The 13,807-nt window shown below is 54.2% G+C and carries 14 protein-coding genes; 8 read left to right on the top strand and 6 right to left on the bottom strand.

The window, feature by feature from the left end:
* The first annotated feature begins 176 nt into the window (after positions 1–176).
* A complete protein-coding gene (gene kbl / locus ACLW56_RS15895) occupies positions 177–1,373 on the top strand; it encodes a glycine C-acetyltransferase (protein ID WP_330984716.1) in 1,197 nt (398 codons plus the stop codon).
* 9 nt (positions 1,374–1,382) lie between these two features.
* Complete coding sequence (gene tdh, locus ACLW56_RS15900; RefSeq protein WP_330984717.1) at positions 1,383–2,408, top strand: L-threonine 3-dehydrogenase; 1,026 nt, start codon at positions 1,383–1,385, stop codon at positions 2,406–2,408.
* An 88-nt stretch (positions 2,409–2,496) separates the two neighbouring features.
* Here tdh and ACLW56_RS15905 read toward each other — a convergent pair whose 3' ends face one another.
* On the bottom strand, positions 2,497–3,414 hold the full coding sequence (locus ACLW56_RS15905; RefSeq protein WP_330984718.1) for a hypothetical protein: 918 nt from the start codon (positions 3,412–3,414) through the stop codon (positions 2,497–2,499).
* Positions 3,407–4,639 (bottom strand): glycosyltransferase, encoded by a 1,233-nt coding sequence (locus ACLW56_RS15910; RefSeq protein ID WP_330984719.1) that lies wholly within the window; start codon positions 4,637–4,639, stop codon positions 3,407–3,409. The genes ACLW56_RS15905 and ACLW56_RS15910 overlap by 8 nt, the downstream gene beginning before the upstream one ends.
* Before the next feature lie 206 nt (positions 4,640–4,845).
* Between ACLW56_RS15910 and ACLW56_RS15915 the strand changes: the two genes are divergently transcribed.
* Positions 4,846–5,643 (top strand): glycosyltransferase family 2 protein, encoded by a 798-nt coding sequence (locus ACLW56_RS15915; RefSeq protein WP_330984720.1) that lies wholly within the window; start codon positions 4,846–4,848, stop codon positions 5,641–5,643.
* 153 nt (positions 5,644–5,796) lie between these two features.
* On the opposite strand, the gene ACLW56_RS15920 is transcribed toward ACLW56_RS15915, so the two are convergent.
* From ACLW56_RS15920 to gpmM, 3 genes are read right to left on the bottom strand one after another with little or no spacing between them, the layout of a single operon-like run.
* Positions 5,797–6,732 (bottom strand): divergent polysaccharide deacetylase family protein, encoded by a 936-nt coding sequence (locus ACLW56_RS15920; RefSeq protein WP_330984721.1) that lies wholly within the window; start codon positions 6,730–6,732, stop codon positions 5,797–5,799.
* 3 nt (positions 6,733–6,735) lie between these two features.
* Positions 6,736–8,007, bottom strand: coding sequence for a murein hydrolase activator EnvC (envC, locus tag ACLW56_RS15925; RefSeq protein WP_330984722.1), 1,272 nt, complete (start codon positions 8,005–8,007; stop codon positions 6,736–6,738).
* A gap of 9 nt (positions 8,008–8,016) precedes the next feature.
* Positions 8,017–9,561: a 2,3-bisphosphoglycerate-independent phosphoglycerate mutase gene (gpmM, locus tag ACLW56_RS15930; protein ID WP_330984723.1), complete on the bottom strand. Its 1,545-nt coding sequence runs from the start codon at positions 9,559–9,561 to the stop codon at positions 8,017–8,019.
* 247 nt (positions 9,562–9,808) lie between these two features.
* On the opposite strand from gpmM, the gene ACLW56_RS15935 reads away from it, so the two are divergent.
* The 5 genes from ACLW56_RS15935 to cysE all read left to right on the top strand — a co-directional run bounded on the left by ACLW56_RS15935 (position 9,809) and on the right by cysE (position 12,916).
* Positions 9,809–10,240, top strand: a complete 432-nt coding sequence (locus tag ACLW56_RS15935) for a rhodanese-like domain-containing protein (protein WP_330984724.1) — start codon at positions 9,809–9,811, stop codon at positions 10,238–10,240.
* A 17-nt stretch (positions 10,241–10,257) separates the two neighbouring features.
* Complete coding sequence (gene grxC / locus ACLW56_RS15940; RefSeq protein ID WP_330984725.1) at positions 10,258–10,509, top strand: glutaredoxin 3; 252 nt, start codon at positions 10,258–10,260, stop codon at positions 10,507–10,509.
* A 19-nt stretch (positions 10,510–10,528) separates the two neighbouring features.
* Positions 10,529–10,996, top strand: coding sequence for a protein-export chaperone SecB (secB, locus tag ACLW56_RS15945; protein ID WP_330984726.1), 468 nt, complete (start codon positions 10,529–10,531; stop codon positions 10,994–10,996).
* Positions 10,996–12,015, top strand: a complete 1,020-nt coding sequence (gene gpsA, locus ACLW56_RS15950; RefSeq protein ID WP_330984727.1) for an NAD(P)H-dependent glycerol-3-phosphate dehydrogenase — start codon at positions 10,996–10,998, stop codon at positions 12,013–12,015. The genes secB and gpsA overlap by 1 nt, the downstream gene beginning before the upstream one ends.
* A 79-nt stretch (positions 12,016–12,094) precedes the next feature.
* Complete coding sequence (cysE, locus tag ACLW56_RS15955) at positions 12,095–12,916, top strand: serine O-acetyltransferase (RefSeq protein WP_330984728.1); 822 nt, start codon at positions 12,095–12,097, stop codon at positions 12,914–12,916.
* A gap of 45 nt (positions 12,917–12,961) precedes the next feature.
* On the opposite strand, the gene trmL is transcribed toward cysE, so the two are convergent.
* Positions 12,962–13,435 (bottom strand): tRNA (uridine(34)/cytosine(34)/5-carboxymethylaminomethyluridine(34)-2'-O)-methyltransferase TrmL, encoded by a 474-nt coding sequence (gene trmL / locus ACLW56_RS15960; protein ID WP_330984729.1) that lies wholly within the window; start codon positions 13,433–13,435, stop codon positions 12,962–12,964.
* Between the last annotated feature and the right edge of the window lie 372 nt (positions 13,436–13,807).

A 13,807-nucleotide genomic window follows, 5' to 3' on the forward strand; every position in this document is an offset into this window, starting at 1 on the left:
GGACGCTAATGGTTCTTATCATACCATCACTACGCGGAGTCTTCACATTCACCGACAGGTCGCAGGGATACACGTGATTTATGCTACAAAAACACTTATCTGACCCTGAGTCATCTCGTATAGACCGGGAGCATTGGGTAATATGTGCCAAATTTTGCCGAATCTGGAGAGTTGCAATGCGTGGTGATTTTTACAAACAGTTAACCGGTGACCTGGAAACCGCCCGCGCGGAAGGGTTGTTTAAAGAAGAGCGCATCATTACCTCTGCCCAGCAGGCGGACATCACCGTCGGTGACGGCAATCATGTCATTAACTTCTGCGCCAATAACTACCTCGGCCTGGCGAACCATCCTGAGCTGATTGCCGCCGCAAAATCCGGCATGGACAGCCACGGGTTCGGTATGGCGTCCGTGCGCTTTATTTGCGGCACTCAGGACAGCCATAAAGTGCTCGAGAAAAAGCTGGCCGATTTCCTCGGCATGGAAGATGCGATCCTTTACTCCTCTTGCTTCGATGCCAACGGCGGCCTGTTTGAAACGCTGCTGGGCGCGGAAGATGCCATTATTTCTGATGCACTGAACCACGCGTCCATCATCGATGGCGTGCGTCTGTGTAAAGCAAAACGCTTCCGTTATGCCAACAACGATATGCAGGAACTGGAAGCCCGTCTGAAAGAAGCGCGCGAAGCGGGGGCTCGCCATGTGCTGATCGCCACCGACGGCGTGTTCTCCATGGACGGCGTGATCGCCAACCTGAAAGGCGTCTGCGACCTGGCGGATAAATACGATGCGCTGGTGATGGTCGATGATTCGCACGCGGTAGGCTTCGTGGGCGAAAACGGCCGTGGCTCCCATGAATACTGCGAAGTGATGGGGCGCGTGGACATCATCACTGGCACGCTGGGTAAAGCGCTGGGTGGTGCATCCGGTGGCTATACCGCCGCTCGCAAAGAAGTGGTTGAGTGGCTGCGTCAGCGTTCTCGTCCTTATCTGTTCTCCAACTCACTGGCTCCGGCGATTGTCGCGGCGTCCATCAAAGTGCTGGAGATGGTTGAGTCTGGCGCAGAGCTGCGCGATCGCCTGTGGTCTAACGCTCGCTTGTTCCGTGAAAAAATGACGGCAGCAGGCTTCACGCTGGCAGGTGCTGACCACGCGATCATTCCGGTGATGCTGGGCGAAGCCACCGTGGCGCAAGAGTTTGCGCGCGAGCTGCAGAAAGAAGGGATTTACGTCACCGGGTTCTTCTATCCGGTGGTGCCAAAAGGCCAGGCGCGTATCCGCACGCAGATGTCCGCGGCGCATACTCCTGAGCAAATTGAACGTGCGGTGGACGCGTTTACCCGCATCGGTAAGCAACTGGGCGTGATTGCCTGAGGGTGTGAGATGAAAGCATTATCGAAACTGAAAGCCGAAGAAGGGATCTGGATGAACGACGTTCCGGAACCGGAAGTCGGGCATAACGACCTGCTGATTAAAATCCGCAAAACCGCTATCTGCGGCACCGATGTGCATATCTACAACTGGGATGAATGGTCGCAGAAGACCATTCCGGTGCCAATGGTTGTTGGTCACGAATACGTGGGGGAAGTGGTCGGTATTGGCCAGGAAGTGAAGGGCTTTAAGATTGGCGATCGCGTGTCTGGCGAAGGCCATATTACCTGCGGCCATTGCCGTAACTGCCGTGCTGGCCGTACACACCTGTGCCGCAACACCACCGGTGTGGGTGTAAACCGTCCGGGCTGTTTCGCGGAATATCTGGTGATCCCGGCCTTTAACGCCTTCAAAATCCCGGACAATATTTCCGACGATCTGGCTTCCATCTTCGACCCGTTTGGTAACGCGGTTCACACGGCGCTCTCTTTCGACCTGGTCGGCGAAGACGTGCTGGTGTCCGGCGCTGGTCCGATTGGCATTATGGCTGCTGCTGTGGCGAAACACGTCGGCGCTCGCAACGTGGTTATCACGGACGTGAACGAATACCGTCTGGAACTGGCTCGCAAAATGGGCATCACTCGCGCGGTGAACGTCGCCAACGAAAGCCTGACCGACGTGATGGCAGAGTTGGGCATGACAGAAGGGTTTGACGTGGGTCTGGAGATGTCCGGAGCGCCACCGGCGTTTCGCACCATGCTCGATACCATGAACCACGGCGGACGCATTGCGATGCTGGGTATTCCACCGTCAGACATGTCCATCGACTGGACTAAAGTCATCTTCAAAGGGCTGTTCATCAAAGGCATCTATGGCCGCGAGATGTTCGAAACCTGGTATAAGATGGCGGCATTGATTCAGTCTGGTCTGGATCTCACCCCCATCATCACCCACCGTTTCGGTATTGATGATTTCCAGAAAGGCTTTGACGCAATGCGTTCAGGGCAATCAGGGAAAGTTATCCTGAGCTGGGATTAATCTGCGTAAATTGCCGGATGGCGCTGCGCTTATCCGGCCTACGGAATCTGCTTTCTGTAGGCCTGTGCAAGCGTAGCGCCGCCGGGCATTAGCTTTGCTGCTGCTTCTCTTTGTCCGTCAGATAACGCACTTTACGGGTGTAATCCTGTCCTTTAAACAACAGCTTACTGTCGCGAGAGGCGAGATACTTCTGCCATTCCGATAACGGGAAACCGCCGTGCGCCCCAACCACTTCTTTCGGGATAACGGCTTCCTGTCCGCCGATTTTTTTCGATACCGGCCAGTTCATCCAGTCGCCCAGATTCACGGTTTTCAAATCCAGCATATCCAGCAGAGCAGCCAGCGGCAGCTGATCGGTTGGCGGCTGGCTATCGTCCATCAGTTCCCAGGTATCCTGGAACAGCGTTAACCACAGCGGACAGATACGACGCCAGGTTTTGCGAGTGGCGGCCAGGAAGGCACCATTCACATGGTCGACGAGATAAGGGCGGACGGTCTCTTTATAATAAGCCGGAACATTCTGCTCAGGCGCACCGTCCAGCTTGGCGATCATTTTGCCCTGACGGAAGCTGGAGTAGATGTGCTGATCCTCAACGCGGAACTGCGGCATTTGCAGCAGGTTGAGGTCGGAGTCGATCATCAAAATCCCTTCCCCCCGAGCCTGAAGAGGCGCATTCAGTTTGACCAGGCGGCTCAGGTAGATTTGCTTATAGCGATAGCTCTCTTCACGCTTTGGCAGCTCCAGTGTAACCACGCGCGTTTTTGCTGGCAGTTCGCCAAAAGCACTTTCGGGCTGGTCGCTGACGATCACAATCTCTTCGAGGTCAGGGGCAAAGCGCTCAGCAAAGGTTGCGGACAGCAACGCTTCTTCAATGTAATCCGCGCCAGTGCAAGGAATGACGACAGACGTCACCGGCACGCTCACTGAAGAAGGGGAGAGTGAAGCGTAAGGAATATTGTGACGCGCCTTGATGTGGCGATAGCGGGCATTCAGAAAATTAAACATGGTCTGTCCGTCTTGATGAAAGAGAAGCCAGTTCGTGCTCCACGCCAGCAACATAGTGCTCAATGGCGTAATGGTCACGAACATGCTGATGAGCCTGGGTTGCCAGGCGCTGGCGCAGATCGGCGTCCTGCCAGATAGCCGAAAGATGTTCAGCCAGCGCGTGAATGTCACTCCACGGGAAGAGCAATCCGGTGTGCTGGTGGCTGATTAATTCGCCTGTGCCGGTGACGTCGGAGCCAATGGCCGGAATACCTAATAGCATGGCTTCGAGTACCACACGCGGTAATCCTTCGCTGCTGGAGGCGAGGACAAAGGCATCGAACGTGGCGAGATAATCAAAGGGATTATTGCGAAAACCAGTAAATACTAGATGTTCGCTCAAGCCTAGCTTAGCGGCCTGTGCTTCAAGCGCCTGGCGTTCCGGGCCCTCACCGATAAGGATCATTTTCCATTCTGCGTCAGGGTGTTTTTGCCGGAACAAGGCCAATGCTTCAAGCGTGTGGTGATTGGCCTTACGAGCAATCAGAGAACCGATGCTACCGAAAACAAAGGTGTCGTCATTGAGGCCAAGTGATTCGCGCATCTTGTGCCGATCGGGCAGCGGTTGGTGGATATCGATAGCGTTGTTCACCGTGACGCAGAATTTTGCCTCCACGCCATTGGCGAGCAGCACTTTTTCCACCCCCTTTGACACCGCGATGATTCGGTCAATCTGCTGATTCACCAGCTGCACTAACGAAGGGGAAAGTACCGGTTCAATACGACAGTGCTGCACCAGCGCAACGGACGTTCCACGCACCGCGTGATAACCTTCTTCGTTAGAGCCGGGCTGATTGTTCATATACAGCACGTCATACCCGCCATCCTGCAGCACTTTTTTGAGGCGGCGGGCATCCGGCTGAATACGCCACAGCGTATCCATTTTGCGGGTAAACGATTTGCGCGCATCGCGAGAGAAAAACAGCAGGCTGCGGCCAAGCTCTTTAAGCACTTTCGCCCAGCCAGGCTGGCGGCGAGCAGGTAAGACAATCATCGGAATGCCAATAGCGTTCAGCACCTGCTCAATGCTTTCACCGCCCGCACGGCGATAGTTATGGTAGAAACAGCAAGAAATATCAAAGCATTGGCGGTCAATGCGCTTGAGCAGTTCGAGCATGCTGTTGGTGCCACCCCCCCACTCTTTGCCACTGTCGAACAGCAGGATTTTTCGTTTTTGCGGCACCATGCTCTCTGATTCTCATATTGAAAAACCAGCCCGCATTATAAAGAAACTCACGGGAGATTCAGCGTTTTTTGTGGCCCTCAGTGATGATCCAGAAATGAACGAAAAAGCAATCGCTATAAAAGTGTGAATTCGATTATGTTTAAAAGTGAAAACACACACTAAACTTCTGTTTTATCTCCAACCCCTTTAATACTGGCAGGGCAGTCATGCTTAAATTAACGGTCTGTCTGTTAACCTTTAATTCTGAACGTTTGTTGCATAAAGTGATTCCGCCATTAATCACCGTGGCTGACGAAATTGTGGTCATCGATTCCGGCAGTACCGATGAGACATTAAACATTTGCCAGAATTATGGGTTGAGTGCGATATATCATTCATATCGTATGCATGGCGAACAAATGAACGTCGCCATTCAACATGCCTCGCATGACTGGGTATTGTGCATGGACAGCGATGAGATCCTCGATGCCCAAACCGTGGCGTTTATTAAGGCATTGAAAGCCGGGCAAGAGCCGCCAGCCAACCACGGCTGGCGCATCACGCGTCACTGGTACGTGCTGGGGGAAGAGATCCGTACCATCTACCCTGTCTCATCACCCGATTATCCTGTCCGTCTTTTTAATCGTCAGCATGCCCGTTTTAACCTTCGCCCGGTGGATGATCAGGTTGAGGGCGATATTAAGACGTTTAATATTGAAGGCCACGTCAGACACGATACTTTTTGGTCGCTGCACGAAGTCTTCAGTAAATTAAACAGCTATACGACACGCCTCGTAAAATACAAAAAAATCAGGCCTTCTCTTGCTCGCGGGTTTATTAGCGCAATTGGGGCGTTTTTTAAATGGTATTTGTTTAGCGGGGCCTGGCGGAAAGGGAAAGTCGGTGCGGTGACCGGATTGTATGCCACGCTGTATAGCTTTCTGAAGTACTTCAAAGCCTGGTACGCGCACGAGAAAAAACCAGGAGTCGTGGCTGAAGAGCGCACAGACTCCCGTCAGGCCTGACAGCCATCAGGCCTTAGATCGCTGACAAAGAAGGAAAAAGCGTGGTTTTTCCTTCTTTGTGGTTAGCAGCCGAAAATCAATGAATTGATTTTCCTTATTTTTTATTGAGTGACCTATGACAAATCTTCATTCGTTGGAGGGGTGTCATCAGTCTCAGGCCTTTTTATCCCAACCCTGCCACTGCAATTGCAGATACTGCACCAGCGTGCTGTGAGTAATACTTTCGCCGAGCACGGCAAAGTAACGGCTGGCGTAGACCGGTTGCGGGGCCAGTTTCGGCTTACACAGCTTCACGCCACGGAAAGGATTACGCGGTGCAGTCGGTTGTACTGGCTGCGTGTTGTTTGGCGTTGAAGTATCAACCTGTGGCTCATTGAGCAGGCTACTCGGGCGCACAAGCGTGATATCTGGCGGCAGGGTGTAAATCATTTGCTGAAGGACGCGCACCGTTGAAGGATGCGGATGCCCGATAGCAATGGCGGAACCATTTCGTCTGGCAAGCTGAACGGCGCGGTTAAACTGCACGCGAATATCCGCTTCGTTTTGCGTGTCATCCAGAAACACCTTACGTTTTATCACCTTCACATTCGTGCCTGCGGCCGCACGCATCGACTGGCTATTGCCAATCGTCATACTGTCGAGAAAGTAAAAGTTATAGTGGTTCAGCACCTGCATCACTTTTTGCATCCCAAACAGGCTGGACGTCATCGCGCTGCCCATGTGGTTATTCAACCCAACTGCGTACGGCACTTTGCCCACAGCATCGCGAATAATACGCTCAATCTCATCGCTGCTCATGTCAGGACGAAGGGTGTCTTTTTCCAGCGGCTGTTTGCTGATTGGCGCCATGGGCAGGTGGATCAGAACTTCATGGCCGCCGTTGTGAGCTTTGGTCGCCATTTCCCGGGCGTGCGGCGCATTGGGTAACACTGCGACGGAAACGGCGTTTGGCAGCGCCAGGACCTGGTTTTCCTGCTGTGGGCGGTAGCCAAAGTCATCAATTACAATGGCAAGTTTTCCGGCGTGGACCGGAGCCACCATCGCCAGGGCGGCGCTGATGGAGAACACTAACGTGCGAAATTGAAGCAAAACTTATCTTCCCAACCACGGCTGTGGATTGACCGCCTGACCCTGGCGGCGAATTTCGAAGTAGAGTGACGGCCGGCCCTGACCACCACTGCTGCCCACAAGGGCAATCGGCTGGCCTGCGCGGACCTGTGTTCCAACGCTTACCAGCGCGCTTTGGTTGTAGCCATAAAGGCTCATATCGCCTTTGCCGTGCTCGACGACAACCACTAAGCCGTAACCCTGCAGCCAGTCGGCGAGGATCACCCGGCCATCGGCAATGGCTTTGACTTCGGTGCCTTCAGACGCACCGATAACCATCCCTTTCCAACGTAGTTCACCCTGCAGCTGTTCGCCATAGCGATGCAGCGTTGGGCCACGAACCGGCCAATAGGCCTGACCGCGAGGCGAGCCCAGGCCGCCTGTTCGTGACATCAGTGAACGTTCACTTTCAGAAGGTTTGTAGGTGGTGCCTTTGCGGGAAGCGTCTTGCTGACGGTCACGTACGGCTTGCGCTTCTTTGGCTTCTTTCTCCGCACGTGCACGCGCAGCGGCTTCAGCTTGCGCAATGCGGGACCTCATGCGCGATTCGTTGGCACGAAGTTCGCTGAGTTGCTGTTGTCCGGCCTGAATAGAGGATTCCAGCCCGGAGAGGGTTTTCTTACGCTCGTTACGAGCCTGTTCAAGCTTGGCTTGTTGAGCTTTCTGCTCGTACAACAGCGTCTGCTGCTGGCTTTGCTTCTCTTCCAGTTCCGCTTTCTGTGAGGCCACCTCTTCGCTGGTTTGCTTCAACTGGGCGATGGTTTCCTGACGGGCCTGATTGAGATAGCCGAAATAAGCCTGCAAACGCTGACCACGCTGACTCTCTTCCCCACTCAGTATCAGTTGGATACCGGTGTGCTCGCCCTGACGAAAAGCCGCATCAAGCTGCGCGGCAAGATTACGTTCCTGGGCCGCTTTTTGCTTTTCGAGTTTGGCGATGGAGGCGTTCATCGCATCAACCTGCTTATTGAGGTCGGCGAGGGTATTCTGCGTTTCTCGCAGCTTACGGGCTGCTGCGGCGATGGCTTCTTCTTGCGTTTTGAGCTGAGCAAGCAGGCTAGAGCGTTGCTGTTGCTGTTGGCGAACCGCGCGCTCTTTGGCGGCGATATCAGCCTGAATGGATTGCAGCTGGCTGCGATCGTCTGCATGAGCATACGTCGCGCACAGCAATACGCCAGCGCTGAGTGCGCTGGCGTAACTCATGGATCGGACTGCCGTCGCGATCCATGTATTTGAAAAAATCGCCTTTCCCCTCATGGGGAGGGATTATTCCACGATGAACAGCGGCTTGCCAGTCATCTCTTGCGGGATTTCCATCCCCATCAGCGTCAGCATGGTCGGGGCGATATCAGAGAGCTTACCGCCTTCAACCGCTTTCACTGTTTTGCCGCCAACGTAGATCAGCGGAACCGGCAGGTTGGTGTGCGCGGTGTGTGCCTGGCCGGTAGACGGGTCGCGCATCTGCTCGGCGTTGCCGTGGTCTGCGGTGATCAGCAACTGGCCGCCAACAGATTCGACAGCTTTGCTCACTTCATCAATGCAGTGATCCAGCGCTTCGATAGCTTTTACTGCCGCTTCCATCACACCGGTATGGCCGACCATATCGCCATTCGGATAGTTACAGATAATGGCGTCGAATGTGCCGCCTTTGATCGCACCCACCAGTTTTTCGGTCAGTTCTGCCGAGCTCATTTCTGGCTGCAGATCGTAGGTCGCCACTTTCGGGGAGTTGATGAGGATACGTTCTTCGCCTGCAAACGGCTCTTCTACGCCGCCGTTGAAGAAGAAGGTGACGTGTGCGTATTTCTCGGTTTCAGAAATGCGCAGCTGCGTTTTATCGTTCTTCGCCATCCACTCACCGAAGGTGTTCGCGAGAGAAGCGGGTGGGTAGGCACAAGGCGCGTCAATATCGGCTGCGTATTGGGTTAGCATGATGTAGTCGAGATTGACCACTTTCTTACGCGCGAAGCCGTCGAAGCCTTTGTCCACGAAAGCACGGGTGATTTCACGCGCACGGTCAGCACGGAAGTTCATGAAGATCAGCGCATCGCCGTCTTCCATCGCTGCGTCAGCCTGGCCTTCAGCACGGATGACAGTCGCTTTCACGAATTCATCGTTCTCGTCGCGAGCATAGGCGGCTTCCAGGCCTTCCACTGCAGTATTGAACTGGAATTCACCTTTCGCCAGCGTCATCAGGTCATAGGCCTGTTCAACGCGATCCCAACGGTTGTCACGGTCCATCGCAAAGTAACGGCCGATGATAGAGGCTACGCGGCCTTTGCCCAGCGCGGCAAATTTCTCTTCAAAGGTGGCCAGAGAAGATTTTGCGCTACGTGGTGGGGTGTCGCGGCCATCCAGGAAGGCGTGCAGGTAGATTTTTTCTGCGCCGCGCTGCGCGGCCAGTTCGACCATAGCCAGGATGTGGTCTTCGTGGCTGTGAACGCCACCGGCAGACAGCAGGCCCATGATGTGAACGGCTTTGCCAGCGGCAACAGCTTTATCAACCGCACCCGCCAGCACACTGTTTTCGAAGAACGTACGTTCTTTAATTTCGACGTCCAGACGCGTCAGGTCCTGATACACGATACGGCCCGCGCCCAGGTTGACGTGGCCCACTTCGGAGTTACCCATCTGACGGTCTGGCAGACCCACTTCCAGGCCGGAAGCGTCAATCAGGGTATGTGGACGTTTGGCCCACAGGGCGTCCATGACCGGCGTTTTCGCGTTGAAAATCGCGTTATCCTGCTGGTCTTCGCGGTAGCCGTAGCCATCCAGAATCACCAGTACCATCGGTTTTTTAGTATCAGACATTGCGACAACCTCTATGCTCACAAGATAAAAAATTTGCGTAATTTTACTACAGCTGAATCGATAAATCTGCCTCGGAAGATCAAAGATCGGGTCCGGCTGGCGGTGAGTTTGGTTATTTTTGCTCGTATTTTTTCGTTTCAGGCCGCAGAAAATGGATTAGCTTATGTCCGTGTGCTGTATTTGCACAAACGCACAGGTATACTCCTTTCCTGAATTTTAATCACTGAGTCGGGAGTTATTACCCCCCATGCAAGAAATTATGCAATTTGTGAGTCGCCACCCTATCCTGAGCATTGCCTGGGTTGGCTTACTGGCAGCCGTTCTGTTCACGACATTCAAAGGGTTAACCTCGAAAATTAAGGTGATCACCCGTGGTGAAGCGACCCGTCTTATCAATAAAGAAGAGGCGGTGGTGGTGGATTTACGTCAGCGTGATGATTTCCGTAAGGGTCACATCGCGGGGTCGATTAACCTGCTGCCGACGGAAATCAAAGCCAACAACCTCGGTGAGCTTGAAAAACACAAAGATAAACCCATCATTGTTGTTGATGGTTCTGGTATGCAGGCACAGGATCCGGCCACTGCACTGAATAAAGCGGGCTTTGAGCGCGTGTTTGTTCTGAAAGAAGGTGTCGCTGGCTGGAGCGGTGAAAACCTGCCGCTGGTTCGTGGTAAGTAATTATCTGAGGTAACGTCATGGCCAATATCGAGATCTATACTAAAGAAACTTGTCCGTTCTGCCACCGTGCAAAAGCGTTGCTGAACGAAAAAGGCGTCAGCTTCCAGGCGTTGCCGATTGATGGCAACGCGGCGAAGCGCGAAGAGATGATTGAACGTAGTGGCCGCACCACGGTGCCGCAGATTTTTATTGATGCACAGCACATTGGCGGCTGTGACGACTTGTATGCACTTGATGCACGTGGTGGACTTGATCCCCTGCTGAAATAACCCTTTTAAGGACAATAAGATGTCAGAACAAAACAACCCAGAAATGACTTTCCAGATCCAGCGTATCTACACCAAAGACGTTTCTTTTGAAGCGCCAAATGCACCGCATGTTTTCCAGAAAGACTGGCAGCCAGAGGTTAAACTTGATCTGGATACGGCTTCTACCCAACTGGCGGAAGGCGTATACGAAGTCGTACTGCGTGTGACCGTTACCGCGTCTCTGGGTGAAGAAACCGCGTTCCTGTGTGAAGTTCAGCAGGGCGGCATTTTCTCCATCGAAGGCATCGACGGTAACCAGATGGCGCATTGCCTGGGCGCATACTGCCCGAACATCCTGTTCCCGTATGCTCGTGAATGCATCACCAGCCTGGTCGGTCGCGGTACATTCCCGCAACTGAACCTTGCGCCAGTGAACTTTGATGCGCTGTTCATGAACTATCTGCAGCAGCAGGCTGGCGAAGGTGCTGAACAACATCAGGATGCCTGATGAACGCACGTAAAGCTGCAATGACTGTGATCGGTGCCGGCTCGTACGGCACCGCTCTTGCCATCACTCTGGCAAGAAACGGCCACGATGTTGTGCTCTGGGGCCACGACCCAAAACATGTTGAGCTGTTGCAACGTGACCGTTGTAATGCGGCTTTCCTTCCCGATGTGCCTTTCCCCGATACGCTGCATCTTGAAAGCGATCTCGCCAAAGCGTTAGCCGCCAGCCGCGATATTCTGGTCGTTGTGCCAAGCCATGTGTTTGGCGAAGTGCTGCGTCAGCTGAAACCTCTGCTGCGTGCTGATGTGCGCCTGGTGTGGGCCACAAAAGGGCTGGAAGCAGAAACTGGTCGTCTGCTGCAGGATGTCGCCCGCGAAGCGTTGGGTGATGCTATTCCGCTGGCGGTGATTTCCGGGCCAACTTTCGCGAAAGAGCTGGCGGCAGGCATGCCGACGGCGATTGCCCTGGCGTCCACCGATCCGCAATTTGCGGATGATTTGCAAAAGCTGCTGCACTGCGGCAAAAGCTTCCGCGTCTACAGCAACCCTGATTTTATCGGTGTGCAGCTCGGTGGTGCGGTGAAAAACGTCATCGCGATTGGCGCAGGCATGTCCGACGGTATTGGCTTTGGCGCAAACGCCCGTACGGCGCTGATTACCCGTGGTCTGGCAGAAATGTCACGGCTGGGGGCGGCGTTAGGGGCAGATCCTTCCACCTTTATGGGGATGGCAGGGCTGGGCGATTTAGTGCTCACCTGTACCGACAACCAGTCGCGTAACCGCCGTTTTGGCATGGCGCTCGGCCAGGGCCAGGACGTGCAAAGCGCACAGGATGCGATTGGTCAGGTGGTTGAAGGCTACCGCAATACCAAAGAGGTCAGGGCACTTGCCCACCGTTTTGGTGTCGAAATGCCAATAACCGAGGAAATTTATCAGGTATTGTATTGCGGAAAAAACGCGCGCGAGGCAGCATTGACCTTATTAGGTCGTGCCAGCAAGGAAGAGCGCAGCCACCGCTAATCGCAAGGAATCGTTGTTACCTGAATGGCCCGGTCGGCGCAGAACTGACCGGCCATTATCATCGCTTCTGGAGTCTGCAATGCCGTGTGAAGAACTGGAAATGGTCTGGAACAATATTAAAGCCGAAGCTCGCGCTTTGGCTGACTGCGAGCCCATGCTTGCCAGTTTTTACCACGCCACGCTCCTGAAGCACGAAAACCTGGGCAGCGCGCTGAGCTACATGCTCGCCAATAAGCTTGCCTCCTCCATCATGCCCGCCATCGCCATTCGTGAAGTAGTGGAAGAGGCCTACGCCGCCGACCCGGAAATGATCGCCTCCGCAGCCTGTGACATTCAGGCCGTGCGCACGCGCGACCCGGCAGTCGACAAATACTCCACACCGTTGCTCTACCTGAAAGGGTTTCATGCGCTGCAGGCCTACCGCATCGGCCACTGGCTGTGGAATCAGGGGCGTCGCGCGCTGGCGATTTTCCTGCAAAATCAGGTGTCGGTGACCTTCCAGGTCGACATTCACCCGGCGGCAAAAATTGGCCGAGGCATCATGCTCGACCACGCCACAGGTATCGTGGTGGGGGAAACAGCGGTTATCGAAAATGACGTCTCAATCCTGCAATCCGTGACGCTGGGCGGTACAGGGAAAACCAGCGGCGATCGTCACCCGAAAATTCGTGAAGGAGTGATGATTGGCGCAGGAGCGAAAATTCTCGGCAATATCGAAGTCGGGCGTGGCGCGAAGATTGGGGCGGGTTCTGTCGTTTTACAACCTGTGCCACCGCATACTACGGCAGCAGGCGTGCCAGCGCGTATTGTCGGCAAGCCGGACAGCGATAAACCTGCGATGGATATGGACCAGCACTTCAATGGCATTCACCATACCTTTGAGTTTGGTGACGGCATCTGATTGCATGCCCGGTGGCGCTTTGCTTACCGGGCTCTCACGACGGATTTAGCTGCGTAACACCGCACCCGGATAACCCAACTGGCGCCAGGCTTCGTATACCACGACCGACACCGCGTTGGACAGATTCATGCTGCGGCTGTCTGGCATCATCGGAATACGGATTTTTTGTGATTGCGGCAGAGCATCAAGAATACTGGCAGGCAGGCCGCGTGTTTCCGGGCCAAACATCAAAAAATCCCCATCCTGATAGCTCACAGCGCTGTGGGCAGGCGTGCCTTTCGTCGTCAGGGCAAACAGACGCTGAGGCTGTTCGGCTTCAAAGAAGGCGGCATAGTCAGCGTGGCGCTTCACGGCGGTAAATTCGTGGTAATCCAGCCCGGCCCGACGCAGACGCTTGTCATCCCAGGTAAAACCCATAGGTTCGATGATGTGCAGGCGAAACCCGGTGTTGGCGCACAGGCGGATGATATTGCCGGTATTCGGCGGGATTTCTGGTTCGAATAAAACGATGTTAAGCATGCTGCCCCCTTAATTGCGCGGGCAGAATAGCAGAAATTTTACCAACCCTCACCCCGGCCCTTATGTCTTGATCTTCTCCGTTTCTGCGGAGAAGATCCCCGACTGATCATCGGGAGGTTACCGGTGAGCATCACCCGGCCCTGGTGCCCCTGAGCCCGTGGGAGAGATTATGCCCCGGTAACCTGTTTCCCTGTCGCCTCAAGACCGAACGGTATCCTGTGCCCCGAGCACCCACATATAAGGATGGTCCGGCGATATTATTCATAAGGTTATGGAGTGCCATGATGAGTCTTGTCTCCGTCGGCGTTGATATCGCCAAACTCAAGTTTGATGTTGCTGTCCTGCTGCCAAATCAGAAGTACAAAACCAAAA

The organism is Pantoea sp. sgz302252 (genome assembly GCF_047713085.1).
In the GTDB taxonomy this organism is placed as follows: Bacteria; Pseudomonadota; Gammaproteobacteria; order Enterobacterales; family Enterobacteriaceae; genus Scandinavium.